Origin of the sequence: Stappia sp. BW2 (assembly GCF_008107695.1) — a bacterium.
In the GTDB taxonomy this organism is placed as follows: Bacteria; Pseudomonadota; Alphaproteobacteria; order Rhizobiales; family Stappiaceae; genus Roseibium.
Genome location: NZ_VIRG01000070.1, coordinates 455,202 through 481,727, shown reverse-complemented (window position 1 = coordinate 481,727; position 26,526 = coordinate 455,202). Strand labels below are relative to the sequence as shown.

General features: G+C 58.3%; 24 protein-coding genes and 1 tRNA gene. 12 read left to right on the top strand and 13 right to left on the bottom strand.

Annotation, left to right across the window (positions count from 1 at the left end; all coding sequences use genetic code 11):
• Positions 1–606: 606 nt before the first annotated feature.
• The 3 genes from FMN63_RS21165 to trhO all read right to left on the bottom strand — a co-directional run bounded on the left by FMN63_RS21165 (position 607) and on the right by trhO (position 2,439).
• A complete protein-coding gene (locus FMN63_RS21165) occupies positions 607–837 on the bottom strand; it encodes a hypothetical protein (RefSeq protein WP_148586139.1) in 231 nt (76 codons plus the stop codon).
• A gap of 82 nt (positions 838–919) precedes the next feature.
• On the bottom strand, positions 920–1,507 hold the full coding sequence (locus FMN63_RS21160; RefSeq protein ID WP_148586138.1) for a hypothetical protein: 588 nt from the start codon (positions 1,505–1,507) through the stop codon (positions 920–922).
• 119 nt (positions 1,508–1,626) lie between these two features.
• Complete coding sequence (gene trhO, locus FMN63_RS21155) at positions 1,627–2,439, bottom strand: oxygen-dependent tRNA uridine(34) hydroxylase TrhO (protein WP_148586137.1); 813 nt, start codon at positions 2,437–2,439, stop codon at positions 1,627–1,629.
• 463 nt (positions 2,440–2,902) lie between these two features.
• Between trhO and FMN63_RS21150 the strand changes: the two genes are divergently transcribed.
• From FMN63_RS21150 to FMN63_RS21140, 3 genes are all read left to right on the top strand, one after another.
• A complete protein-coding gene (locus tag FMN63_RS21150; RefSeq protein WP_148586136.1) occupies positions 2,903–3,430 on the top strand; it encodes a PAS domain-containing protein in 528 nt (175 codons plus the stop codon).
• Positions 3,405–4,736 carry a methyl-accepting chemotaxis protein gene (locus tag FMN63_RS21145; RefSeq protein ID WP_209001257.1) on the top strand — a complete coding sequence of 444 codons (1,332 nt, stop codon included), beginning with the start codon at positions 3,405–3,407 and terminating at the stop codon, positions 4,734–4,736. Before FMN63_RS21150 ends, FMN63_RS21145 begins: the two co-directional genes overlap by 26 nt.
• Positions 4,737–4,869: 133 nt before the next feature.
• Entirely contained in the window at positions 4,870–6,144 is a 1,275-nt protein-coding gene (locus tag FMN63_RS21140) for a malonyl-CoA decarboxylase (protein WP_148586135.1), read from the top strand.
• A gap of 22 nt (positions 6,145–6,166) precedes the next feature.
• Here FMN63_RS21140 and FMN63_RS21135 read toward each other — a convergent pair whose 3' ends face one another.
• From FMN63_RS21135 to FMN63_RS21125, 3 genes are read right to left on the bottom strand one after another with little or no spacing between them, the layout of a single operon-like run.
• Positions 6,167–7,150: an FAD:protein FMN transferase gene (locus FMN63_RS21135; RefSeq protein ID WP_148586134.1), complete on the bottom strand. Its 984-nt coding sequence runs from the start codon at positions 7,148–7,150 to the stop codon at positions 6,167–6,169.
• Positions 7,150–9,369 (bottom strand): PepSY domain-containing protein, encoded by a 2,220-nt coding sequence (locus FMN63_RS21130; protein ID WP_148586133.1) that lies wholly within the window; start codon positions 9,367–9,369, stop codon positions 7,150–7,152. The genes FMN63_RS21135 and FMN63_RS21130 overlap by 1 nt, the downstream gene beginning before the upstream one ends.
• A 15-nt stretch (positions 9,370–9,384) precedes the next feature.
• Complete coding sequence (locus FMN63_RS21125; RefSeq protein WP_148586132.1) at positions 9,385–9,846, bottom strand: DUF2271 domain-containing protein; 462 nt, start codon at positions 9,844–9,846, stop codon at positions 9,385–9,387.
• 146 nt (positions 9,847–9,992) lie between these two features.
• On the opposite strand from FMN63_RS21125, the gene FMN63_RS21120 reads away from it, so the two are divergent.
• The 3 genes from FMN63_RS21120 to FMN63_RS21110 all read left to right on the top strand — a co-directional run bounded on the left by FMN63_RS21120 (position 9,993) and on the right by FMN63_RS21110 (position 12,533).
• A complete protein-coding gene (locus tag FMN63_RS21120; protein ID WP_148586131.1) occupies positions 9,993–10,649 on the top strand; it encodes a response regulator in 657 nt (218 codons plus the stop codon).
• Positions 10,646–11,992, top strand: a complete 1,347-nt coding sequence (locus FMN63_RS21115) for a sensor histidine kinase (protein WP_148586130.1) — start codon at positions 10,646–10,648, stop codon at positions 11,990–11,992. The genes FMN63_RS21120 and FMN63_RS21115 overlap by 4 nt, the downstream gene beginning before the upstream one ends.
• A gap of 277 nt (positions 11,993–12,269) precedes the next feature.
• Complete coding sequence (locus tag FMN63_RS21110; protein WP_148586129.1) at positions 12,270–12,533, top strand: hypothetical protein; 264 nt, start codon at positions 12,270–12,272, stop codon at positions 12,531–12,533.
• 437 nt (positions 12,534–12,970) lie between these two features.
• On the opposite strand, the gene FMN63_RS21105 is transcribed toward FMN63_RS21110, so the two are convergent.
• The 5 genes from FMN63_RS21105 to FMN63_RS21085 form a co-directional block, all read right to left on the bottom strand.
• Positions 12,971–13,687, bottom strand: a complete 717-nt coding sequence (locus FMN63_RS21105) for a hypothetical protein (protein ID WP_148586128.1) — start codon at positions 13,685–13,687, stop codon at positions 12,971–12,973.
• Positions 13,688–14,299: 612 nt separating this feature from the next.
• Entirely contained in the window at positions 14,300–14,644 is a 345-nt protein-coding gene (locus FMN63_RS21100; RefSeq protein WP_148586127.1) for a hypothetical protein, read from the bottom strand.
• A gap of 189 nt (positions 14,645–14,833) precedes the next feature.
• Entirely contained in the window at positions 14,834–15,460 is a 627-nt protein-coding gene (locus FMN63_RS21095; protein WP_162530093.1) for a DUF4760 domain-containing protein, read from the bottom strand.
• A 658-nt stretch (positions 15,461–16,118) separates the two neighbouring features.
• A tRNA-Lys gene (locus FMN63_RS21090) sits at positions 16,119–16,194 on the bottom strand.
• A gap of 80 nt (positions 16,195–16,274) precedes the next feature.
• Complete coding sequence (locus tag FMN63_RS21085) at positions 16,275–16,541, bottom strand: hypothetical protein (protein ID WP_148586125.1); 267 nt, start codon at positions 16,539–16,541, stop codon at positions 16,275–16,277.
• A gap of 360 nt (positions 16,542–16,901) precedes the next feature.
• Here FMN63_RS21085 and FMN63_RS21080 point away from each other — a divergent pair, with 360 nt between their 5' ends.
• From FMN63_RS21080 to FMN63_RS21070, 3 genes are all read left to right on the top strand, one after another.
• Positions 16,902–18,677 (top strand): acetolactate synthase 3 large subunit, encoded by a 1,776-nt coding sequence (locus FMN63_RS21080; protein ID WP_148586124.1) that lies wholly within the window; start codon positions 16,902–16,904, stop codon positions 18,675–18,677.
• 29 nt (positions 18,678–18,706) lie between these two features.
• On the top strand, positions 18,707–19,279 hold the full coding sequence (gene ilvN / locus FMN63_RS21075) for an acetolactate synthase small subunit (protein WP_148586123.1): 573 nt from the start codon (positions 18,707–18,709) through the stop codon (positions 19,277–19,279).
• Between the two features lie 222 nt (positions 19,280–19,501).
• Complete coding sequence (locus tag FMN63_RS21070) at positions 19,502–20,314, top strand: arylamine N-acetyltransferase family protein (RefSeq protein ID WP_148586122.1); 813 nt, start codon at positions 19,502–19,504, stop codon at positions 20,312–20,314.
• Positions 20,315–20,375: 61 nt separating this feature from the next.
• Here the strand turns inward: FMN63_RS21070 and FMN63_RS21065 are convergent, their stop codons facing one another.
• The gene (locus tag FMN63_RS21065) at positions 20,376–21,119 is read right to left on the bottom strand and encodes a hypothetical protein (RefSeq protein WP_148586121.1); all 744 of its coding nucleotides are present in this window, start codon (positions 21,117–21,119) and stop codon (positions 20,376–20,378) included.
• Between the two features lie 276 nt (positions 21,120–21,395).
• Between FMN63_RS21065 and serA the strand changes: the two genes are divergently transcribed.
• The gene (gene serA / locus FMN63_RS21060) at positions 21,396–22,640 is read left to right on the top strand and encodes a phosphoglycerate dehydrogenase (RefSeq protein WP_148586120.1); all 1,245 of its coding nucleotides are present in this window, start codon (positions 21,396–21,398) and stop codon (positions 22,638–22,640) included.
• A 115-nt stretch (positions 22,641–22,755) separates the two neighbouring features.
• On the opposite strand, the gene FMN63_RS21055 is transcribed toward serA, so the two are convergent.
• Positions 22,756–24,015, bottom strand: coding sequence for a GGDEF domain-containing protein (locus tag FMN63_RS21055; RefSeq protein WP_148586119.1), 1,260 nt, complete (start codon positions 24,013–24,015; stop codon positions 22,756–22,758).
• A 208-nt stretch (positions 24,016–24,223) separates the two neighbouring features.
• On the opposite strand from FMN63_RS21055, the gene FMN63_RS21050 reads away from it, so the two are divergent.
• Entirely contained in the window at positions 24,224–24,715 is a 492-nt protein-coding gene (locus FMN63_RS21050) for a thiol-disulfide oxidoreductase DCC family protein (RefSeq protein ID WP_286192720.1), read from the top strand.
• Positions 24,708–26,417: a saccharopine dehydrogenase family protein gene (locus FMN63_RS21045; protein ID WP_148586118.1), complete on the top strand. Its 1,710-nt coding sequence runs from the start codon at positions 24,708–24,710 to the stop codon at positions 26,415–26,417. The genes FMN63_RS21050 and FMN63_RS21045 overlap by 8 nt, the downstream gene beginning before the upstream one ends.
• Positions 26,418–26,526: the final 109 nt, after the last annotated feature.

Here is a 26,526-nt window from a genome sequence, read left to right as displayed (position 1 = left end):
TCTGGCGCCTGTGGCCCATCCTTCGAGACGGGCTTTCAGCCCTCCTCAGGATGAGGCGGAGGGAGCAGCCCGGGCTTTGACTTGGGCGATGGCAGCACAGGTTTGAATCAGGGGTGTCGGCACCTATTCAGCAGCCCTTGCTCCATAGGCCCATCAAGTCCATCTCGGAAACCCGTCCCAGCTAAGAAAGCCTCCCTCAACACCTTAAACCTCATCCTGAGGAAGCGCGTCAGCGCTGTCTCGAAGGATGGGCGGCAAACTTCCGGCGCTTGTGGCCCATCCATCGAGACGGGCTTTCAGCCCTCCTCAGGATGAGGCGGGGGGGGAGCAGCCCGGGCTTTAACTTGGGCGATGGCAGCACAGGTTTGAATCAGGGGTGTCGGCACCTTTTCAGCAGCCCTGGCTCCATGAGCCTATCATGTCCATCTCGGGAGCTCGTCCCAGCTAAGAAAGATCCCCCTCAACACATTCAACCTCATCCTGAGGAAGCGCGTCAGCGCTGTCTCGAAGGATGGGCGGCACACTCCGGCGGATTCGGCATATCCATCGAGGCAGAGGGATCGGCTCGGGTGAGACTTGGGGGATGAATCGTGTCTTCCGCCGCCGCTATTCAACGTCCGTCTCTGGCTTGCAAGACCTCAGAGCTTCGATGATCTGCTCGGCCTTCACGCCCGGCACCGGGATCTTCGTTTCCCCGTAGAGGTGAACGACGGCCCCCTCGCCCTTTGCCGATTGCTCGTTAAAGATACGCACCGACTGGTTCTCGGGAATGAGCACAGCCATGGAACCGTCCTCCATGCTGAGAAGGATGGAAGACGCAATCAACGTGCAGATCATGTTTCAGCCCCACAATTGGTCAGGTAACCGGCTTTCAACCCGTTTCGAAAAACGGGCCAGCGCCTGATCTTGACCCAGCCACCTAGTAGCGGCAACCCCGAACCTTGACGGGCTTCCAGACAGTTTGCGCCGGCTGAACAAGAACCCGGCGGCTGACTGTTCGGTAGACCGCAGGTTTCTGCACCCGGTAACTTCTTGCCGGTTGCACCAGAACCTTTTCCTTCACGGAGCTGTAGAGGGCCGGTTGCCGCACGGCGACGCGGGAGGCCGACTGCACGAGCACCTTCTGGCTGACGGTGCGATAGACAGCAGGATTTTGCACCTTGCACAGGATCTTGCGGCCGTTGAGAACCCGATATTCCCATCCGATGCTGGCAGGCTGCACCAGAACCCGGCTCTGCCGCGTCTGGTAGACGGCTGGCGATGTGCGATAGCTGACCCGTTCGGGCTGCACCAGAACACGCCGGGTCTGATAGCTGTAGACAGCCGGTTTCTGCACCGTGTAGCTCGACGCCGGCTGCACGAGGACCCGTTCGTTGACCGTCTTGTAAACGGCCGGCACTGTCGCCTGTTCATAGCAGGATAAGGCATGTCCCCCCGCCAGCACGGACGTGCTGACCAACGGGGCGACGATCAGCGCGGCAAGCGCGCTCCAGAAGCTGTGACGCATGTACTTTCCCCCAGTCTGGCGCAGGAAGATCCTGCAACCATGACTTTAGGGAAGTTCCAAAAGGGGTTAAAGCCAAAAAGTTAATAAACGTTAAGAAACACCCGAGCCTCAGATGAGCCTCAGACCTTGTTCTCCGTCTCGGAACGGGCAGTCGTTTCGTAGTCAGTGTCCTCGTTGATGATATGGCGTGCTTCTTCCGGCACCCACTCTCCCCAACGCGGCTGAAGCTGGTGGTCGACGGACACCCTGTCGTCGAATACGAAACATTCGCCTTTCCAGAGGCTGTCAGCCTCGGGCACCTTTTCCAGATAGTTCAGAATGCCGCCTTCCAGGTGGTAGACTTCCTCAAAGCCATTCTTCAGCATCCAGGCCGTTGCCTTTTCGCAGCGAATGCCGCCGGTGCAGAACATGGCCACCTTCGGCTTTTTCTGAAGCTCGTCTTCGCCTTCCACCCAGTCGGGAAACTCGCGGAACGACTGGGTTTTCGGATTGAGTGCCCGCTCGAAAGTGCCAAAGGCAAATTCGTAGTCGTTGCGCGTGTCGATAACGACAACGTCCGGATCGGAAATCAGTGCGTTCCAATCCTCCGGCTTGACGTATTCGCCAACGATTTCGTTCGGATCGATCCCGTCGACGGCAAGCCGCACAATCTCCTGCTTCAGCCTCACCTTCATGCGCTTGAACACATGCCGGTGGGTCCAGGCTTCCTTGTGCTGCAGACCAGCCAGCCGCGGGTCGGACCGCAGATGCGCCAGCACCTCGCGTACACCGGCCTCCGGCCCGCAAATGGTGCCGTTGATGCCCTCGGCTGCCAGCAGCAGACTGCCGCGCACATCTCGTTCCTCACAATAGGCCTTGAGCGGGCTGCGCATCGCTTCGAAGTCATCGAGCGGTGTGAACATATAAAGGGCGGCAACGAGAAATTCGTTCATGGAGCTTGTTCTGTTTCTTGAAGGACGCCGGATCCCAAGGTGCGTCCCCTGGAGGCAAAGGCCATCACCCGGCTGATTGCGCCCTCTATACAGCCTAAGGGGCCTCGATGGAAAGTCCGCAGTTTCTCGGACCCGGCACGCGTTCAACCAGAAGACACCCTTCCGGGCACTCGCCGGAAAGGAAAAACGCTTCGCGAACCGGACATTCGTGAACCGGCGAAAGAAAGAACCGAAAAACTGAGACGTTCAAGTCTTCAAGCGAACGCAAAGTCAGTTCTGAAACTTCATGAAAGGGGCAAAAATCACCACCGGCAATCAGGCCTCAAAGAAAGATGAGATCGAGAGAAATACGAGTGAATTCACAAGGTCAAAAAACGATCCCCATCCGCATTTATTTAAGGATCATTAAGCACACAACCGTACCCTTAACCTGGAATTGCCAAGTGGAGCAGGCGCACCAATAATGACCCAGTACAAGGTCACCCCGACAGGGGTGGAACGGTTCTTTTCCGAACGGGACCTGATCGTCTCGAAAACAGATACGCGCGGACGTATCACCTATGCCAACGACATCTTCCGGGATATTGCCGGGTTTGACGGCAAGGCCCTCGAGAATGCGCCGCACAGCCTCATTCGCCACCCGGACATGCCCCGGTGTGTCTTCAAGCTGCTTTGGGACACCATCGAGGCCGGTGGAGAGATCTTCGCCTATGTGGTCAACATGTCCGCCAACGGCGATCACTACTGGGTGCTTGCTCACATCACACCGTCCTACGACGAGACTGGCAATATTATCGGCTATCACTCCAATCGCCGCGTGCCCAACCGGCGCATTGTCGACGATGTCATCACCCCGCTTTATGCCCAGCTAAGGCAGACAGAACAGCAGGCAGACAATCGAAAGACCGGCATGCAGGCCGGTCACGAACAGCTTGTATCGATCCTTCAATCGAAAGGCGTGAGCTATGACGAGCTCATTCACACTCTTTAACGCCACGCTCGCCTCCGGTGCCGCGATGGCTGCCGGTTCGGCGGCCATGGTCTGTGCCTTGCTTGAGCAGACGGCGGCAACCGTGGTGTGCGGTTGCCTCGTGATCCTCACCACGATGTTTGCGCTCACTGCTTTGCACCGGGCCCGGCGGGGTCTCAAAGCTGCGACGGAAGTCTGCAGCCAGGTCGGCTGGGGCAACTTCGAGGCGCGTGCCAGGGACTACACCGAAGTTGGCGAAGTTCGCGACCTGATGACTGCCATGAACCACATGATCGACCGGACGGACGCCTTCCTGCGCGAAGCCGCCGCCTCGATGACCGCGATCGAGAACAACCGCTATTACCGCCGCATCCAGCCCGGTGGCCTCAACGGCAGCTATCTGCAGAATGCGGAGATCATGAATACGGCCATCGAGACGATCAAGGGCCGTGTCGGTGCCTTCCGTCAGTCGACCGATTCCTTCGAGAGCCAGATCAGCGCGATTGCCCAAAGCCTGATGACGTCCGCTGACCAGATGACCGGAACGGCGGAAGAAATGGAAACTTCCGCCGTTTCCAATTCCGAAGTGGTGACCGCCATCGCCGACGCGGCCGACCTGACGGCGGAAAACGTGAACGCGGCAGCCTCGGCCGCAGATCACCTGTCGTCGACCGCCAGCGAGATCAGCGGTCAGATCCAGCGCTCCATCGAGATCGCACGCGCTGCCGTCGCCCAGGTCGCGCAAGGCCAGGACAAGGCAAACAGCCTGCGCACCTCGGCTGAAGCCATCGGCGAGATCATCAGCCTGATTTCTTCCATTGCCGATCAGACCAACCTGCTGGCATTGAACGCGACCATTGAAGCCGCGCGCGCAGGCGAGATGGGCAAGGGCTTTGCCGTGGTTGCCGCGGAAGTGAAGGAACTGGCCACGCAGACAGCCAAGGCGACACAGGAAATCACCCAGTCTCTGGAAGAAGTCGACGCGGCAAGCCGCGATACGGCACAATCCTTCGATACGATTTCCAAAACCATCACCGAGATCGAGTCGATCACCACGACGATTTCCACCGCATCGGTGAAGCAGGCCGAGGCGACGCAAGCCATTCAGGAAAACGTCACCAACACCGTAGCCTGTACCAACAGGGTAACCGGCATTGTCGACGGCGTCGCTCAGAACGCGGCAACCACCCACGCGGCCTCCAAGACGGTTCTCAGCTCGGCCGAAAGCATGTCTTCAAACGCCGGACAGCTTACCGAAGCGGTGACAGCCTTTTTCAAGTCGTTGAAAAAGGGCCCCCTCGACCAGCAGGACAGCGAAGCCGCCTGACGGCCGTCCTCTTGCCGGCCAACAGTCCGGGCGATGCCGCCCGGATTGCCTCTTTTGGGGAGTTGGGTCGACGCCTCGTCCAACCTATCTTCAGGACAGAGCCCACCTCTAACCAGTTGTTCTGGAGGCCCCTATGACCATTCTCGGCGATCTGCTGTCGACCATCTTCGAGCGCCGCTATCGCACGGCTACGCCCGCCCGTCGCGACAACCGGCCGACGGAAGAACTCGTAGACGCACTTGCCGGCACGGCCGGCGAAAGCACGGTCGCCGCCGCTGCCAGCACGCTCCTGCAACGATTTCAGGATATGGAAGACGGCGAGAAGCTGCAGCTCTTCCGTCACCTTGCCCACGACATGAATATCGATCCCGTTGCCGTGCGCACCGCGCTGGACGCATACGAGGCGACGCCGAACCGGAAAACCTACACGGCCTTCATGGCAGCGGTTGAGCCCAAGCGTCAGGAACTGATCCGGCGGCTGAACCAGATCCCCGGCGCCACCGAGCAACTCGTGCGCATGCGCGCCGACCTCTTGCGCCTTGGCGGCTCCGATCCGGAACTGCAGGCACTCGACCAGGACTTTCGCCACCTGTTCATCTCCTGGTTCAACAGGGGGTTTCTGGTGCTGCGGCCGATCAGTTGGGAAAGCCCGGCGCACATCCTGGAGAAGATCATCGCCTATGAGGCCGTGCACGAAATCACGAGCTGGGAAGATCTGCGCAGCCGGCTTGCTCCGGGAGACCGGAGGTGTTTCGCCTTCTTCCACCCGTCCATGCCCGACGAACCGCTGATTTTCGTGGAAGTCGCGCTGACGGACGGCATTCCCGGCTCAATCCAGGATCTCCTGGCGGGCGAACGGGAACCGATCACGGCCGCCACGGCGCGCACTGCCGTCTTCTATTCGATTTCCAACTGCCAGGAAGGGCTGGCCCGCATTTCCTTCGGCAACTCGCTGATCAAACAGGTGGCCGCTGATCTTGCCGCTGAACTGCCGAACCTGAAGACCTTTGTCACCCTGTCACCGATACCGGGTCTGACGAAGTGGCTTTCGGCCGAAGGCATTGCCTATGAAGACGCGGACCAGAAGCAGTTGCGCACCCTTGCCGCGTATTATCTTCTGTCGGCCCGCCGCCAGGATGGGCAGCCGGCTGATCCGGTCGCCCGTTTTCATCTTGGCAACGGAGCCCAGGTACATGCGGTCCATGCGGATGCCGATACATCGGCAAAGGGCCGGGCCCAATCTGCCGGCGTGATGGTGAATTACCTCTACGATCTCGGCAAGGTTGCCCAGAACCATGACCGCTACGCCGCCGACCGGGAGATTGCCGCGTCTTCGGACATCAAGGCCCTGGACGCAGGCGCAAAGAAACTGGATCTGCGCCCCAAGCAAACCGAACAGCAGGCCTGATCCGGTCCAGCCTCCCTTCGCATCAGGCAGCCAGCAGCTCCGGATCAGTTGCCAGGACGTCCACCGCTCCAAGGGGCGTGCGCACCACAAAAATGGCGTCGAGCCCGGCGTGCTGTGCGTGCGCCAACGCTTTTTCACAGCCCATGACCATATAGGCCGTTGCCCATGCGTCGGCCGTCATGCAGCTCTCGGCAATCACCGAGACGGACAGAAGTTCATTGTTGACCGGCGCTCCCGATTGCGGGTTCATCGTGTGTGAGACCGTGCGCCCACTGGCGTTCCGGCTCTTGCGATAGGTGCCGGACGTCGCGATGGCGACATCGGAAACTTCAAGCCTCAGCGCCTCGCGGCGAACATTCGCTTCCGGCGCCTCCAAGGCCACCTGCCAGCCAAGGCCACTGGCCTTGCGCCCGCTGGCCCGTATCTCGCCATCGATGCTGACCAGATGGTCCGGAAAGCCCCAGCGATGCATCACCTGGCTGAGGCAATCGACCCCGTAGCCCTTGGCGATACCGCAAAGGTCCAGCCGGCAGGTCGCCGGGCGGCGCAAACGCCGGTTTTTCCGGTCGAATTCCACCTCCCGCTTGCGGCTATTCCAGTCGCCTTGCAACTGCTTGGCCTTGTTCAGGTCCGGGGCGTCCGTTTCCGGTCCGAATCCCCAGGCGGACACGAGGTCGCCGACAAACGGATCGAATGCCCCCTCGGACTCCACGCATGTCAGAAGCGCAGACTCACAGACCTCGAAAGTTTCGTCCGGTAGATCGATCCAGCTTGCCGGCTCCATGCGATTGATTTCACACAGGATCGAATCCGCTTTCCAGGGCGACATCTGCCCATCCACCCGGTCGACCGCTTCTTGAAGCTCCCGCTGCAGGGCTTCGGCGTCAAAGTCGAACTCGGAATAAAAGACCACCGAATAGCGGGTTCCCATGGTTTCTCCGCTGATGTCATGCCGTACGGGAACTGAATTGGACGGGATTGCCGGAGTGCCAAGCATCTGAAACATCAATACACATCCTCCTGATAACGACCGTCTGCCCGCAGTTTCTGAACGGTCAGGCCGAGCGGACCCAACACATCGTCAAGCGCCTTGCTCACGCCCTCGGCCATGCTGGTGCCACCACAAATCATGATGTCCGCTCCTTGCCGGACCATCCGGCGCAGTTCCTCGGCATTGGCGCGCAAAGCGTCCTGCACATAGGCGCCGCCCGGAACACGGGAAAAGCTGTAGCTGACGTTCCGGACCCGGCCGGATTTTCTGAAAGTGTCGATCTCTTCCCGGTAAAGCTGATCGGACTGCGGATCCCGGCTTCCGGCGAACAGATAGGCAGGTTTGAGAGCGTCATTTGCCCGCACCATGCCGACCAGAGGCGCAACACCCGTGCCTGCTCCGATGAGAATGACCGGAGCCTTGCCCCTGGGCATGTTGAAGCGTGCATTCGGCTGGATGAAGCCCGCTATGCGGTCGCCGGGACCAAGATTGCACAATTGCCCGGAGCACAATCCGCCCGGGTGCTTGCTGACGGCTATTTCAAGGAAACCGTCGCTGGCGCTGGAGGCGAGCGAATAAAAGCGCGGCACGTCGGAGCCCTTCGGCAGGATGCCGATCAGGTCGCCAGCCTTGAAGGACGGCCTTGCTGCACGGGAAAGACCGAACCTGCCAGGCTTCGTCTGCACCGCGCGAAATCTCAGGATGGATTTCGGCGTCTGATAGGCTTGGCCGAAGTCCTTGCGGGCAACACATTCCCATTCGTTCAGATCCGGCAGATCTGCCGTGTGCTCCACATGAAGGTCGATGCCGATCGCCTTGCCCAGATCGTGGCTCCAGGCGGCAAATTGCTGCGTTGACTGCCGGTCGACCGTGGCCATCGGCAGCAGTTCTGCGACACCCATATCCTTCAGAGCTCCCTCGACCTGTTTGGCATAGGCGCAAAACGCCGGGAAGCTTCGATCGCCGAAGCCGACGACACTGACGGCCAGATCCGTCTGGCTGCTGAACCCGGCCAGACGCGACATAAAGCGGGAAGCAGACGCAGGTGCATCACCGTCCCCATAAGTCGCGGCAAGGACGATCAACCGCTTGGCGGAGGGATAGGAACCGGCAAGATCGTTCATTGACGCGGTATGGACCACCAGCCCCTGCGCCTTTAACGCCGCATGAAGGCTGCGGGCGAAGCCCCAGGTGGAATTGCCTTCGCTGCCAACCAGCATGACCGTGTCCGCCCGTCCGGCATGCACATTACCGGCAATGCGAACACTGCGCCGCACGCGGCGAACCCACGTCGCCATGCCCGAGACGAAAAGCACCGGCACACTGAGCCCGGCAATTCCCAGCACAAGGGCATAGCCCCAGGCCCCCTGCCCCGTGTGAAGCGTGTAGGCGAGCTGATAAAGGCTTTCCGCAGGCGTATTGGCACTGAAGCTCAGAAAGTCACCAGTTGCCTGGTCGATAAAGCCCGACCCTTGAGCGACCGTCAGGCCAAAGACATCCAGGGCATCGCCCTTTGCCGGAAAGACCAGTTCGCGAAGATCCGCAATGTCCACGTTTTGCAGCGCCGGCATGTCGGCAACGGCAAGGGCCGGCCCACCGGAGGATTCGGCAAATGACAGGAAGCTGTCCTCAGCCGGTGCACCGATCAGCCCGAAAGACGTCAGGGACATGAACAGACCCGTAACAGCAAGAATGCCCAGCCCGGCAACGGCAATCCGGCCGGCTTCAACATGAAGACGCTGAGCAAATGTGCCGCTCGACGGTTTCAGGAGTTTGCGCCAGCCGCCGCTGCGCGTCACCAGAAGCAGGACACCGCCGACAGACAGCAGGATCATGACAGCAGCGCCGATACCAGTCGCAATCCGCCCGGTTTCACCAGCAAACAGCGAGCGGTGCAGTTCGGTAACCGTCTGGAAAAACACTGAAGGCTGATAGGACCCAAGGCTCGCCCCCGTCGCCGGATCGACCAGGTCTGCCGCAAAGCCGTCAGCATTTGCGTGATAGACAACAACCTGCCCACTTGCCCTGCGCACGATCTTCTGCGGATCGCTGAAATGCGCAACCACCCCGCTTGCAAGCGACGCGACCGTTGTGTCCTCTGCGACGGTCTGGCCAACTGGCTGGGAAAAGCGTGCCACGGCGGGTTCCAGAGACAGAACAGCGCCAGAAATGGCCATGACTGTCACGAGAACCCCCGCAAGCAGCGTCGGCCAGGTGTGAAGGATCCTGAGCATGGGCGGTAGCCTCCGTTACATCTTGACCGACAGCTTGCCAACGAAGCCGGATCCGCCGGCACTGGCACCATTGGCCAGCGGCACGGCGGCATCGTGTGGCCGGTCACCCCAGTCTTCGACTGCGGAATCGACGACAACCTGATAACCGGCATTGATGAGCGCATCGGCGATATTGGCCCGGACCGTCAGCGAACGTCCGCTGCCGACGCTGGGTCCGGTCAGGCCGTCAATCGATCCGCCTGTGCTGGAAACGCCGCGCGCCCAGCCTTTCAGGTGGCGGTAGTATTTCGACTTCCTTCCGGCGACCCAGAGGGTCTGCTGGAACTGGCCCGCTCCGTCGACCAGATAGACGGCCAGATAGGCACCCGGACCGCCATAGGACTTCATGTCGACGGTCACATTGACGTCCTTGGCCATCGCGGTGGCGGGCATCACCAGGGCCGTTGAAAGCAGGAGAGCGCAGGCGATATTCTTCATGGCGAGTTGATCCTCGTTGCGTTAGACGCCACAAGAAGACGGGATCAAACTGACAGACACCTGAAGCCAATCCGGAAATCCGTTCAGGCTGGTGTCAGGTTTCCATGTCAGGTGCGCCTGTCGGATGCCTAAAACGGGAGAGCGCCTTGCGCGTATTGCTGATCGAGGACGATGCCATTCTGGGCGAAGCGATCCACGACCATGTGGTCATGCAGGGCCACGGTGTTGACTGGGTCAAACGCCTTGACGAAGCCGCGCTTGCCCTCGACGCCGTGCCCTATGAACTGATCCTGCTCGACCTGAACCTGCCGGACGGGCTCGGCCTGAATTTCCTGAAGACGTTGCGCCGTGGCGGCAACCAGGTGCCTGTCATCATCGTGACGGCTCAGGACCAGGTGGCCATGCGCATCGAAGGCCTCGACAGCGGTGCGGACGATTATCTGGTCAAGCCGTTTGATCTCGCAGAACTGCGAGCCCGGCTTTCCGCCGTCGCCCGCCGCTATGCCGGCGCCCCCAATCCCGAAACGACACTTGGCGACATCACCCTGGATCTGACGCGCAAGAGCGCTGAACGGGCCGGCAAGCCGGTGGACCTGACCGCTCGTGAATGGGCTGTTCTGGAACGCTTGCTGCGTCACCGCGGCGGCATCGTCTCGAAATCCGATATCGAGGAAAGCCTCTACGCGTTCGGCGCGGAAGTCGAAAGCAACACCGTGGAAGTTTACGTCAGCCGCCTGCGCAAGAAGATCGGTGCCGATGCCATCACCACCGTGCGCGGGCTCGGCTACAAGGCCGGCGCATGAGACGGCCGCCTTCGATAACCTTCCGGCTGGCGCTGCTGCTTGGCCTGTCGACACTGCTGCTCTGGCTGGGCGCCGCCGCCATTGCCGCGCTCGTGCTGAAGCACGAGTTGACGGAAACCTTCGATGACACCCTGCGTCAGAGTGCGCTGCGCCTTCTGCCGCTTGCCGTCCATGACCTGCGCGAAAAGGAAGACCACGAGGAGCGCGAAGAATTTCGCGTGCCGGGCTTTGACGGGTTCGAGACGGAAAAATTCGGCTACCTCATTCGCGACAGGCGAGGCCGGACCCGGCTGGTCTCCGGCAACATGCCGCCTGAAAGCGCCTTTCCCGACCCGATCCCCAGCGGGTTCTTCGAAGTGGATGGCAGACGCGCCCTGTCGTTGCGCGAACGCAAGCGAGGCTACAGCATCGTGCTGGTGGAAACCGGTGATCACCGAAAGACTGTGCTCATGGATGCTGCGGGGGCCCTGCTCCTGCCGCTTGCAGCCCTGCTGCCGTTGATTGGCCTCGGCATCTGGCTGACCGTTCGGATCGCCATGCGGCCGGTTGAACGCCTGCGCCGCGAAATCGCAGAGCGCGGTCACACCAATCTCGATGGGATCGACATCGAAGGGCATCCTAAGGAACTGGCCCCGATTGCCAACGAGGTTGCCAGCCTGCTCGATCGGTTGCGGTCTGCTCTCGACGCGGAACGGGCATTTTCCGCCATGAGCGCTCATGAATTGCGAACCCCGATCGCCGGAGCTCTTGCCCAGGTGCAACAGCTTTCCGAAGAACTTGCGAACCTGCCGCAACGCGCCAGGGCACAATCGGTAGAAGCTGCGCTGAAGAATCTGTCGGCGCTTTCGGAGAACCTCCTCCGTCTCGCCCGTCTGGAAGCGGGCTTTGCTCGGGCCGACCGGGAAACAGACCTCATGCCGATCCTGAAGTTCCTTCTGCGTGATGCACAAGATGTGCACCTTTCGATCCATCCGGACGCCGATCTCACCATCGCGATCAATCCGGATGCTTTCAGCATCGTGATCTCGAACCTCGTTGAGAATGCTCGCCGGCACGGCGGCGATGAGGCCCTCATCACCGTGACTGCGGGGCCAGGCAAGAAGCTCGCCGTTGCCAATACAGGCAAGGTAGTTGCCGCCGAAACCCTTCGAAAGCTTGGCGAAAAATTCGTCCGGGGCGAAACGCAGGCGCGTGGAACCGGCCTCGGACTTGCGCTGGTAAAGACAATTGCCGACCAGACCGGCGGCACATTGGCGCTGGTCTCACCGCGGCACGGCCACACAGACGGTTTCGAGGCAATCTTGTCCTGGCCGGGATCTTCCGCAGGGTCAATCCACAGGTGAAATGGGGCCAGACCATAGGCTCTCCGGTTCAGCACCAAGGGAAGTTGAAGAAGAATACTCGCCTGCCGCGAATTTGTTTGATAATCTGAGATTGGCGAGAGGAGATCCTTGCTATCCCGGATTGAAGCGGCCTCTGCACATTTGGGGACGCCCGGAGACCATTGCCGGTGAAAAAGCCAGCAACCTCCAGGCGCGCAGACCGCTTATGGGACCTCGTCACGCCGGAAATTGTCCGAAAGGCAAAACAAAAATGACATGTTATGACAAGGCGACTGGGATGAGCGAAGACCAATATACAAAAGAGCAGCTCGAATTCCTGGAAATATTTGAAGTTGCAGCGAGATATGACTGTCTGTTTCTGCTGGACTTCCATTGCTTCGATCTCTTCGATCACGACCAGACCAGTCGGCTGAGTGACGGCGAACGTGCCCAGTTGGCGGCGGCGGCAAGATATGACATTTATGCCGAAGCCATTCAAAAAGGATTTCTCCCGAAATCCAGTCCCTTCGGAGGCGTCCATGAGCAACAACGCTTTTGTTGAGCCGCTCCCCTTCTCGCTGATCGAAAACGGATTGGCGGGAGAAAAAACGCAGTTTCTGTTCCGGGTCTGGCGCGACAACGAAGGCATCATCGCGCAAGACAGCGGGATGACGCAGCTGAGCCAATACCTGCTCATGACCCTGCCGAGCGCGGAACCAGGCGACGTGCCACCGCTGACCTTTGCGGGCAAAAACAGCACTTTCCGCCGGTTCTTTCCGCATGCGCTTGAGCCGGAGACCCCACGCCCGCCAACCAGCTTCCTTCCCTCCGTCTACCGCAAGGGCGTCGCCGATGCCTATCAGGTCGTGATGGATGGTGAGCCCTGGTTCGACATGCAGCGCACCGGAAACAGGCTGGGAGACGGTGTTCCGGACATGACCCTGCAGCGGCTTTTAGTGAAATTCCGCACCGGTGCAGGCTTTACGCGGATCTTCTGCCTTATGACTTTGCTTGAAGTCCATTCGCGATCCTATCAATCAGATCGCACACATCGTCAGCTGAATTCGCAACAAAAATCAGATTGGCATCCAGCGTACCAGGCAAGGGTTCAACCCAGTTCAATGCATGGAAATGTGCCCGGGTGAAGCCGCAGTCGCGCCAGAAGCCATCCATGAAATTGAAGCCCTGCACCCAGCCGTAGTAAAAACCCGCGCCCCACTCGTCCAGCGCCTCGATCTGCGCCATCTGGTTCAGCAGACCGCCAAGCTTTGACCCGCGCCACTCCTTGGCGACTTCCGTCCCGCCGAGATAGACCACATCTCCGGTAATCCGCCGGCCGACGCGCGGCTGCTTGTCGCTCAAGACAACCTTGCCGCCCTCCGCGTTCGGATAGCAGCGGTGAAAATACTTGCGCCAGAAGTCCGTCAGGGTCATCGGATAGGCCATCCTGTCGAAGCGCGCACACACGCGCCCTACCATCCGGTCCTCCTCATCCACCAGCACCAGCCAGAAAGCCTGAGACGGCGTGTAAGTGTTCAGACTGGGGGTGAAATGCCCCTCCAGGCGCTTCAGACCGCTGGCGGCCGCCATCGCTTCGACCACGTCGAAATCCGACCCGCGGCGCAACGTCAGCCCCAGGCGTTGAAACTCCCTGTCTATAACGCCCCAGGCACGTTTGAGCTGCGCCTTGTCCAACTCGAAATCCAGTTTATGCATGGATGTCCTGTCTGATGTCGCCCTTCATCCGCATCCCGCAAACAGCCGCCGCGCCAAACGCGGCAATCGCCTTGTTTGCTACTAGATTAGATAGGCACCGATTTTCCCTGCTTGGCTGCACGTTAAGTTGTCTGCCAAGGCGGTCAAACAAGAAAAAATATCAAGGTTAAAACTTGCGGGTACGGGACTGAAAGAATGGAAGTTTTCAACCGGAGATTTGCGACCGTGTACAAGGCGTGGAAAACCGACACGTACCAGAAACAGGCATCGACCTAACAAGCTTCAAGAGGAAAGACTTGGCGGATGAGTTAGTCTGTTTGATCACTCAATTCTCTTACGAAAAATTTCGCATGCCGATCGCGCCAAATAATACGCTAGCTCAACAGATTACTATTCAAGCTTATCAATAAATAAGAAGAAAATGCGAAAAATTTCAGACAAACAAATTTTCATACAAGTCACTGAATTGAAACAGCGCAACCAGAAAGAGCTTAAAGCAACGATTAATATTTTATTTCTCTCATCACACACGATATAGTGAAGTCGATCGCCACTATATTCGAAACAGACAACGCACGAGAGCAGAACTAAGTTTATCTCTTTGCCTATACTTCACTTCAAAAATGCAAAATATAGGAGACGTAGAATAATCAATTCAAAAGCCAAAACAAAAGTTAGACTCAATACAGAAATTCTAGCTTTAGCCGCGTCCGGCACAAGGTCTCTAAGATATTCTTCGGAATACTGATACGAGGGTTGAATTGACACACCGTATTTTGCGATCTCTTCCGGCGTTGGAAAAACAATGTACTTAGGCTTAAACGACCGCAAGTTTGACCAAATTCTGTGAATCCGCTCTGAGTTGTCGAGTATTAATTTAGCCAGTGCAAACAAAGCTGTAACCGCGGCGACCACTTGCAGAACGCCTGACGGTTTGATGCCGGAGATAACATCCATTTTGCAACCTCTCAAACCTGCGTTATTCAATCACGCCAGCAAGATGTAGTAAAAATAAAAATTAGAGAGAACTAATATTCGCCATTACATCCGAACCCTACGCCAGATAAAGTCGGCCAGATTTTTCATATTCCTATGACACAAAACAGAAAACAGCTGGACACGATATCTGAAAATTCACTATTTCCCTCAATTAATTACAGTATTGTACCAACGCCTAATTCTTGAATCAGATTCTTCTTCAGTTTTCTTGTACCTGATGGCCAATTTTTCAAAATTTGTGAAGGACTTATTATATTTACTTCTAGAGCGTATGGCTGTCACAAACTCCGATGCGTATTCCCAATAAAGTATTGTGCCACTCTTGAACCATTTTTGATATAACTTATCATCAAACACACCATTATCTATTCCCAACGCAACTATTTCAAAATGATTCAAAACTAATCGTACATCTAAAGCTTTTTTACTTCCTTCCTGCTCAGGGTTTCCACTTTCCACTAAATTTCCGGACTTAGCTTCTGTAACAAACGTCTGCAGCGCAGCAACAAAGGTACCGTCTTTTTCGGTTTGATTAATAAAATCTATCGTATGACGTCTGCGATTTACCGCTCTCTGGTTTTGAAGGCCTAGAACAGCTGCAAACAAAGCTGCAGAAATGCTCAATAGTGTTGCGATCCCACTCAACAATGTCGCGTTCAAATCAGTTGTTTGCGCCAAACCGACTACAGCAACAACCCAATCCAAACTAATCAATAAGAAGCAAATTGAGGCAACAAAAAAAAGTAGCCCAACAATTGTCAAAATCCCCAGCACAACCTGCCCCCCCAAATAAAATGGCTTCGCGGAATTTCTTCCGCAAAGCCATATCACAACTTCTAGAAGGTGGAAAGGTTACGTTAAACCGCCCCAGCCTTCATTTGCTTTCTCATTCATTCCAACTCCTTTCAGGCAAAAAAGGAAGCACTCCTTCGTCACCTTAGAGTGTCAATGTGAATCAACGCACTTTGATTCATACCATGTGGTAGGTCTTCATGACACAACTTTACACAAGCTTATGTGAACAAATGGTAATCAAATCATTACCATCATTTGCGCCTGCAATCGCTTAGAAACTTAATTCGCATTGCGCCTTGGCGCAACAACCAACGATCATTTGCAAGTTCGGATCCCCCCCAATTGTTTGTAATGAAAGCATGACCAGCCAACAATCAGCCCATTTCCCAGCGCCCTATCTTGAGCCACAAATGCTAAGGTTGCGCAGCATAATTTTTCTACTATCAAATGTGGTTATTCCAGATCGCAAAACAACGCTACAGGTATAAAGGAGGGAGAGGTCACGTACCAAAAATTTGATAGAGGCTTAAAGCATCACAAATGGAAATAACCACCTGACACCGGAAATAGTCGTACTTTCACGGCGCACAAATTGCGCTTTACCGCAATTTCTTCAGCAATTTCAAAGGAAGGTTGATGGTGGGTGAGTGGGGGCTCGAACCCCAGACCCGCTGATTAAGAGTCAGCTGCTCTACCAACTGAGCTACACACCCAAAGCGACAGGACCGCGAGAACCGCGCGGCACGTCGGATGGCGGGTGTATATAGTGCGATGTCCTTTCGCGCAACGGTTTTTATGACAATTTTTTATCACGGCACCCGTGCAGCCAATGCCGCCTTTTGAAAAACGGGCGTAGCCGGAAGGAAAGCTCGTGAAAGCCGCCCAAAAGGCAACTTTCAGAAACATCTATGTTCTTTTGCGCAATTTTCGAAATTAAGGCTTGACCGGTCATATCCGCCTTACTAGGGTGCGGCGCATCAAGACCGGGGCAGACGTCACGGGCTTGAGCCAGTTCGTTGACACCGCTTTCATAGCGGCTTGCCTCAGACTGGCGGGACATTCCCGGTTCCGGGAAGTTTCTGAACGACGTCGACCCAGGCCAGACGGCCTGCAGCATCAAAGGACCGGGACGACATGGCTATGTCGCTCATTCTAGTAGTAGTAGGAAAGCGCGCCTCCGCGGCGGGATAACCCCGTACGGACAGGATGGCGCGCGACCAAGGCTCCCAAAGGGGCCTTTTTTTGTACCCGCCTCCTGACGTTGCCTCTTCCACCACTGCCCGGATCTTTGACGCCGCATGCGTCGGGCCAGACAGACAGTTTTGATTCAGTTGGCCCCATTTGGGCACGGCTGAAAGAAGAATAGACAGTAAGTTGAGCCAAAGCCTGACGAACAGGCGAGAATGCAAGGACGAAACGAATGACACGGGAAATGACCGGCGCCGAAATGGTCATCCAGGCGCTGAAAGACCAGGGAGTTGACACAATCTTCGGCTACCCGGGCGGTGCTGTGCTTCCCATTTACGACGAGATCATTCAGCAGGAAGGTCTGGAGCATATTCTCGTACGGCACGAACAGGGCGCAGGTCATGCCGCGGAAGGCTATGCCCGCTCCACCGGCAAGCCTGGTGTTGCCCTGGTCACCTCCGGCCCCGGCGCCACCAACATGGTGACCGCCCTGACCGACGCCATGCTGGATTCCATTCCGCTTGTCTGCATTTCCGGCCAGGTGCCGACGCATCTGATCGGCAACGATGCGTTTCAGGAATGCGACACGGTCGGCATCACCCGCCCCTGCACCAAGCACAACTGGCTGGTGCGCGACGTCGACGACCTGCCGCGCATCCTGCACGAAGCCTTCTATGTCGCCACCTCCGGCCGTCCGGGCCCGGTTGTCGTCGACATTCCGAAGGACGTTCAGTTCGCGACCGGCACCTATCAGGGCCCGACGCCGAACCCGGCCGCCGCACACAAGAGCTACCGTCCGCAGATGAAGGGCGATGCCGCCAGCATCCGCATGGCCGCCGAGATGATGGCAGCCGCCAAGAAACCGGTTCTCTATACCGGTGGTGGCGTGATCAACTCCGGCCCGCAGGCCTGCCAGTTGCTGCGTGAACTGGTATCGCTGACCGGGTTCCCGATCACCTCGACCCTGATGGGCCTCGGCGCTTATCCGGCCTCCGGTGACAACTGGCTCGGCATGCTGGGCATGCATGGCACTTACGAAGCCAACATGACCATGCACGACTGCGATCTGATGATCTGCATCGGCGCCCGTTTCGACGACCGCATCACCGGCCGGACCGACGCCTTCTCGCCGAATTCCCGGAAGGTCCACATCGACATCGATCCGTCTTCCATCAACAAGACGATCAATGTCGACCTGCCGATCATCGGCGATGTCGCCCACGTGCTGGAAGACCTCGTACGGATCTGGCGGTCTTCGTCGTTGAAGTCCGACGCCAAGGCGATGAAAGACTGGTGGACGCAGATCGATCAGTGGCGAGCCCGCAACTCGCTCGCCTACAAGCCGAACAGCGACGTCATCATGCCGCAGTACGCGATCCAGCGGCTCTATGAACTGACCAAGCACCGCAAGACCTTCATTTCCACGGAAGTCGGTCAGCATCAGATGTGGGCGGCCCAGTTCTATGGCTTCGAGGAGCCGAACCACTGGCTCACCTCCGGTGGCCTCGGCACCATGGGCTATGGCCTGCCGGCCGCCATCGGCGCCCAGACCGCCCATCGCGACGCGCTGTGCGTGGACATTGCCGGCGATGCCTCGATCCTGATGAACATCCAGGAAATGTCGACCGCCGTTCAGTTCGGCCTGCCGGTCAAGGTGTTCATCCTGAACAACCAGTACATGGGCATGGTGCGCCAGTGGCAGCAGCTGCTGCACGGCAACCGCCTGTCCCATTCCTACACCGACAGTTTGCCGGACTTCGTCAAGCTGGCCGATGCCTATGGCGGGGTTGGGTTCCGGGTCGAAAAGCCGGGTGATCTGGACGGGGCCATCGAGGAGATGATCGCCGTGGACAAGCCGGTGCTGTTCGACTGCCGCGTTGCCAATCTGACCAACTGTTTCCCGATGATCCCCTCGGGCAAGGCTCACAACGAAATGCTACTGCCGGACGAAGCCAATGACGAAGCTGTTGCCAACGCGATCAGCGCTGAAGGCAAGTCGCTCGTTTAAGGTGAAGATGGCAAAAGGACTTTAAGACAATGAACGCACAGAATGTTGATGCGCCTTCCGCCTACTTCCTGGCCGAAGTCAGCAATGAAATCGAAACCCACACCCTATCGCTCCTCGTCGACAACGAGCCGGGTGTTCTTGCCCGCGTGATCGGCCTGTTCTCCGGCCGTGGCTACAACATCGACAGCCTGACCGTGTCGGAAACCGAACACGAGAAGCACCTGTCCCGCATCACCATCGTGACCACCGGCACGCCGATGATCATCGAGCAGATCCGCCACCAGCTTGACCGGCTGGTGCCGGTGCACCGCGTGACGGACCTGACCGTTCGTGCCAAGCGGGCCAACCAGGACAAGCCGCTGGAGCGCGAACTCGCCCTGGTGAAAGTGGCCGGAATGGGTGAAAAGCGCCTGGAAGCCTTGCGCCTTGGCGATGCTTTCCGCACCACCGTGATCGACGCGACGACGGAACATTTCGTCTTCGAAATCACCGGCCGGACCTCCAAGATCGAGCAGTTCATCTCCATCATGAAACCGCTCGGTCTGGTCGAAGTGTCCCGCACCGGCGTCGCCGCCGTTCAGCGCGGCCCGGAAGGCCTTTAAGAGATCGACATCTGATCGGAAGCCCGTCGCACCCTTTGCGGCGGGCCTTTTTTTGTTCTTTTTCCTGTTGCTGCACAGCGCCCTTAGGTGCGGACCGTTCCTGACACGCAGCAGTCTTCCTTCACGGCGATAAACTGCCTTGCTCCGCCCCCCTGTCCCTTGGCAACGGCCAAGGCTTTACCTACATGCAACCAGCCCCCGAAACCCAAGGAGAGCCTGCCCTTGCCTTTCGACCTCCCCGCCTATCTTGACCGTATTGGTCTGGAGACGTGCCCGGCGACACTCGACGGTTTGCGGGCCCTTCAGACAGCCCAGATTGGCGCTATCCCGTTCGAAAATGTCCTGCCTTTTCTGGGCAAGGTCCCGGATCTTGACCGTGACAGTCTCTGGCAAAAGCTCGTGCAAAACCGCTGTGGCGGATACTGTTTCGAGCTCAACTTGCTACTTGGCGACGCATTGGCAGCCATCGGGTTTTCCGCCGGGCAGGTGCTCGCCCGGGTGCGCATGGGAGCGCCCGAAGGCGGAGCACGCACGCACCTTGCCCATGTGGTGACCTTGAATGGCGCCGAATGGCTGGTTGATGCCGGCTTCGGCGGCCAGGCTCCTGCCGAACCGGTGTGCGTTTCGGCGGAAGACCAGCAGATCCGCGACCGGATCTACCGGATCCGCTTCGAAGCAGAATCAGGAGAGCATGTGCTGGAGCGGCAGACCGACGAGGGCTGGTTTGCGCTTTACGGCTTTGACCGGGTCGACGTCCGCCCTGCCGATATCGAAGCTTCCAATTTCCTGTGCGCCGCCTCACCCAGGCAATCCTTTGCGGGCAGCATGAAATTCTACCGGCTGACAGATCGCGCTTCCATCAGCTTCCTGGACGGTCGGGCCCGCTTTGTCTGCGGAGGAAGCAAGCGGGAGTGGCTGATTGAAGAAGCCGAAGACCTTGGCCGCTTCATGCGCAACGACCTGGGGCTCGGGTATGACGACGACACGGTTCGCGCCATCGCCCAGCGTTTGAAGGATCTGCACCTCCTCGACTGAGGTCGGCGCGGCAAAACGCTTTGTCAGGAGGCCTGCCGGATATCCGCAGGCCTCTTCTGTCTTAAAGCTTGCTTTCGATGTTGATGGTCAGCGTCTTGCGCAGCGGCGCATCGTCCGGCCCTGTCATCGGCGCAACATGGTGCCAGGAATTGTAGGTCTTCACGAACAGGACACACTGGTTCTCCTCGAACGGGAAGGTCTTCAGTGTCTCGACCTGATCGAGCGGCATGGCCTTGTTGATGTGGTTGAAGATCCTGGACCGGTCTTTGGGCAGACAAACCGCTGTGCCGCCGCCCCATGAATGATCCCAGGCGCCCGGCTCCATCATCGACAGAACCAGCGTGATCAATTTATGCGGAGCATCGGTGTGCGGAAGGATCTGTCCGCCATTGGCGGGCATCATGGAAAACTCGAACCGCGCGCTGACTTCGGTTTTTCGCCGGATGCGGCTCAGCAAGCTGGCCTTCCTCTGGCCGTCCTTGGAAATCACTTTCAGCCGCCGAAGACCGAGATCGACGTTGTTGGCAGACAGCATGTCCAGAACATTTTGTATGAAGTCTTCAGACTTCACATGATCGTAGAAAGCCTTCCAACCTGGCGTTTTCGACAGGAATGCGTAGTAGTTGTCCGGATTGTTGATATCGGACAAGGAATACTTGTGCCCGAGGTTCGGCATGTATTTGAAGAGCGCCTTGTCCGGATAGCTCTCGACGAGTTTTCGATAGGTATCGGATGGTAGAACGTCTTTTACATAGCAGACGGGATACGGCTCATAATCGAAATGAGGCCCGTTCAATTTCAACATGGATTTGGGGTCCCTGCTCTCGCTTGGTACTGGATTACAATCAGGTAGCCGGTTGGAGATCCGGCCAAAACGCGCCCCTCCTCGCTATGTGGCACAGGCTGCCTCCGGTCAGCAACCAGTTTCCTTGGCACCGGGAAACAAAACGCGCGGGGACGCCATACGTTTCGACGGAACGGCACCCTAGACGCGACGTGAACGAGCGCGTATACGACACCCGCGCTGTTAGCGCCCACCCGGCGCGATTCAAAAACCAATCAGACCAAAAGGCATTTCGCCATGATTCACGGTCTCTCCCGGCCGAAAAACCAGATCCGATGGCTGCTGCTGGAAGGCATTTCGCCGACCGCGCGCGCGGTTCTTGAAAAACACGGTTACACAAATGTGGAAGTCCTGTCCGGAGCCCTGGAAAAGGACGCGTTGATCGAAAAGCTGCAGGGCGTGCAGATACTCGGCATTCGCTCTCGCACCCAGGTGACGGATGAGGTTCTGGAAGCCGCCAAGAGCCTTGTGGCCGTCGGCTGTTTCTCCGTCGGCACCAACCAGGTCGACCTCAAAGGCGCATTGACGCGCGGCATCCCGGTCTTCAACGCTCCCTTCTCGAACACGAGATCCGTGGCCGAACTGACCGTCGCCGAAATCGTCATGCTGATGCGCGGTGTCTTCCCCAAATCCACCGCCGCCCATGAGGGCCGCTGGATGAAAAGCGCTGTCGGCTCTCACGAAGTCCGCGGCAAGACGCTCGGCATCGTCGGCTACGGCAACATCGGCACGCAGTTGTCGAACCTGGCCGAGGCCATGGGCCTTCGGGTGATCTATTTCGATCTGGTCGACAAGCTGCAGCACGGCAATGTGATCCCTGCGGACAGCCTCGACGGGCTGCTGGCAGAATCCGACGTTGTGTCCCTGCATGTTCCCGACACGGCGGAAACGCGCAACATGTTCGGCGCGGACCAGATTTCCAAGATGAAAAAGGGCTCGTTCCTGATCAACAACGCCCGCGGCAAGGTCGTCGATATCGACGCTCTGGCCGCTGCGTTGAAATCGGGCCATCTGGCAGGCGCGGCTATCGACGTGTTCCCGGTTGAGCCGAAATCCAACAAGGACGAGTTCATCTCACCGCTACGCGGTCTCGACAATGTGATCCTGACGCCGCATGTGGGCGGCTCGACGGAAGAGGCACAAGACCGGATTGGCGAGGAAGTCTCCAAACGGTTGGTGGAATATTCCGACGTCGGCTCCACCATCGGCTCGGTCTCCTTCCCCCAGGTTCAGTTGCCCAAGGGCACGGAAGCAACGCGCTTCATCCAGGTGCATCACAACGCCCCCGGCGCCATGCGCACGCTGAACGACCTCTTCACCCGGCACAACCTCAACATCTGTGCCCAGTACCTGCAGTCCCATCTGGACATCGGTTACGTGGTGGTGGATGTCGACAGCCCGGTGGAAGATCCTGTCAGCATTCTGGAAGAGATTCGCAGCCTGCCCAACACCATCCGGGCAAGACTGCTCAACCGGGTGTGATCTCCCCGACCACAAGAAACATAAAAGCCCTGGAGCGTTTCCAGGGCTTTTTCTTTGTCAAAGGCCCGCGTCTACCTGACGCTCACCACCACCAGGCCCCAGCCAGATTCCACACCTAGTCCGTCAAGACCGGACTGAAGACCTGGTTGCGGCCCTGTTTCTTGGCCTCATAGAGCCGCAGGTCCGCCTGCCGGAACAAGGCTTCCATGGTGACACCGTCTTGCGGCGCGCTGGCCAGACCGATGCTGACCGTCACCTTTTCCGGCAGATAGATCTTGCTGAAACGCTCGATTGTCTTGCGCAGACGCTCAGCCAGGGTTGTCGCGCCCTCGATCGGCAGTTTCTCGCACAACAGCACGAATTCCTCACCGCCGACCCTGTAGAGATGGTCGTCCGTGCGCAAATTGTCGGCCAGAAGCCGGGCGACTGTCTTCAGGATCTCGTCACCAGCCTGGTGCCCGTGCCGGTCGTTCACCTGCTTGAAATGGTCGATGTCGATCACGAGCAGCGACAGGGCCCGGTTTTCCTGCATGTTCTTCGCGAGGATCTTGGGCGCATTCTCGTCGTACTGGCTGCGGTGCAGAGCACCGGTCAGGTGGTCGCGAATGGAAGATTCCAGGAGCTTGTGATAGCGCTCCCGGTAGGTCAGCACCTGAAACACGTCCTTGAAGGACCGGTTGGTGAGCCAGCTGCTCTCATCATCGAAATATTTCAGGTAGAGGATGAACAGCCCCGAATAGACCAGTGCCGCTACCAGCTTCGCCACCCAGCCACCGACGAACACATGCCAGGGCGCGCCGGAGACATAGTGCAGCGCCAGGAAAAACCCTGCCTGATCAAAGGTCAGCACCACCGCCCCGCAGATCAGGAAGCGCAGACCCAGATGACGTCCGCCCCAATTGCCGATCCGTTCGTAAAGCACAATGATCGCGATGGCGTCGATGAACAGCAAGATGGTGCCCCAGACCATCAGCATTCCCATTTCATCGATAAACGCGATATCCGGGCTACGGCCATCGGCAACGGAGATCGTCTCGTGGTTCCGCAGGATCATCACCAGAGCGACAATCAGAAAATTACCGATCAACAGGCCATAGATGGGCTGACGCGCAACCAGTGCATCTTCCCGGATGTACAGCAGAAGGATCATCAGAAGCTTGCCGGAAAAAAGCACCGTCGATCCCGGCGAGACAATGCCGAACGGCAGTTCGATGTAGAACACACTGGCGAGATAGGTTTCCAGGAAGTGCATCACGCCGAGAGCGCACATGAACACGCCAATCCCGATCACCTGACGCGCCCTGAGCAGGCTCATCATGACGACAAAATAAACGGCTGCCTGGGCCAAGAGGAGGAGCGCGTTGGTGATGGCCATGAATTATCCGGTACTTTTCTCGTTCAGAGATCTCGATGTAAGCATTGATTCTCGTCCTGTTCTAGATCGAAATCGGTTTCGACCTTGAACCTGAAACATCAGATTCGCCAGTCCCTTGCCCTTTTTCTTAGAGGAATCGGCAGGACCTGAAAACCTCGTCGTAATACTCTCCTGCGACCTTGTGCGGGTTCGCCAAGGCGTGCATTCCATGCCTAAGTCTCAAGCGAAATACGTCATTGCCTGCGAAAGCACCAAGACAATGGAAACCAGATCAAGCCACAGGCAGCCACCTCCCGTTTTGACGGACCTGCCCGATAACCTGATTGTCTTCGATGGCATCTGCGTTCTGTGTTCAGGCTTTGCCCGGTTCGTCGCCCGGCACGACCGGACAGTTGGCTTTCGCTTTGTCGACGCCCATTCGCAAACCGGACAGGCACTTTATCGCCGACACGGGCTCGACCCGCAGAAGATGGAAACCAACATCGTCATCCGTCATGGCAGGGCCTATACCAAAATGGCGTCCTTCACCACAACAATGAAAAGCCTTGGTTGGCCCTGGAAAGGACTTGCGATCCTGGAGCTTCTGCCGCGCAGCTTCGCGGACTGGACTTACGACAGGATTGCCGGAAACCGCTATCGGATCGGCAGGCGCACCTGCCCTCTGCCTTCGTCGGCCCTGAAGGAGCGGCTCCTTGACTGAGCCCTCGTCCAGGAGGCGGATCGTCGTTCTGGGCGGCTATGGCGTTTTCGGCGGCAAACTGGCCGAGGCCCTGCTGAGGCACCAGCCTCTGGAGGTAATTATCGCCGGCCGCAGCCTGCAAAAGGCCGAAGCCTTCTGTCGTCAACATGGCGGCACGGCCGCCGTTCTGGATCGAACCGCGCCGGATTTCGCTGCTGCCCTTCAGGCCCTTCGCCCCTTCGTGACCGTCGACGCGGTCGGACCCTTTCAAGCTTACCATCAAGCCCCCTATGCCGTTGCTGAAGCCGCGCTGGCGGCCGGAAGCCATTATCTGGACCTGTCGGACGACGCCGGCTTCACCAGCGGCATTGCCGCTCTGGATGAGCAGGCACGCGCAGCTGGACTGACCGTGCTGTCAGGTGTCTCCAGCGTCCCGGCCCTTTCGTCCGTTGCGGTTGAGGCTCTTCAGGATAATTTCTCGCAACTCGACCTGATCGAAAGCGCCATCCTGCCCGGCAACCGGGCTCCGCGCGGCCTGTCGGTGATCGAGGCGATCCTGGCCCAGTCCGGAAAGCCCGTTGACGTCTATCGCGACGGCAGGTGGACGCAAGTCATCGGCTGGTCCGGTCTTTCCCGACGCCGGATCGGACCAGACGGCGGCAACGGCCTTACCCGGCGTTGGTCAAGCTTCATCGGCGCGCCTGATCTGGCGCTCTTTCCTGAAGCCTATAAGGCCCGAACGGTGCTTTTCCGGGCGGGTCTGGAACTTCCTCTCCTGCATCTGGGACTCTGGGCCCTTTCCTGGATGGCTCGTCTTCGTCTTGTGAGGTCTCTTCAGGCTGCTGCCCCGCTCCTTCGAACCGTCGCAGGCTGGTTTGAACACTTCGGCTCCGACCGCGGCGGCATGGAAGTCCGACTTGCCGGGCTGGGTCCGGACGGTATGCCCCTGGCGACAAGCTGGACGCTGATCGCAGAAGCTGGCGACGGCCCGCATATTCCGGCTGTTCCGGGCGCCATCATGTGCAGGCACTTGTGTGAAGGTGATGTCCCCCCGGGAGCACGGCCCTGCCTGGGGGAATTTTCCCTGTCAGACGTCAAGGATGCCACCGCGCATCTGAACGTTCACACCTATACGGCAACACAGTCTGCACCGGTCCTGTTCCAGCAGGCACTTGGCGCAACCTTCAAGGCATTGCCGGAACCGGTCCGTTCCCTCCACACGGTCTTCGACCGACGGCAGTGGTCCGGAGAAGCAAAGGTCACCCGCGGCACATCGCGGCTTGGCCAGTTGCTCTGCCGTATCGTCGGCTTCCCACCCGCGGCGGATGCGACGCCGGTGACGGTGACAATCGAACGGCAGGGCGACAAGGAGGTCTGGTTACGCAATTTCGGCGGCAAGACATTCCGGTCCGTGCTCAGTCTTGCCGGAGCGCCCGGCTCCGGTGTGGTTCAGGAACGGTTCGGGCCAACGACGTTCGATATTCATCTGAACCTCAAGGACGGCGCCCTCGCCTATCCCGTTCGCAGCGGCAGGCTGGTTGGTCTGCCCTTGCCGCGCTGGCTGCTGCCCGTCAGCAACACCACCGAGATCACACCGGACGGCATCTTCCGCTTCGACGTCGAAATCTCGCTCCCCGGCCTCGGCCGGCTTGTGAGGTATCAGGGCTGGCTGAAACCCTCTCCGCGGCAATCTGCCGAGAAAAACCGGGAGAACGGAGACTGAAAACATTGTCTCTAGTGACAATTCCTCGTTTGACTTCAACGGCTTTTGACACAATCTTGCAACCCTGACCCAGTCTCTTAAAGCCAGATCAGAACCGTTTTCACCGGAC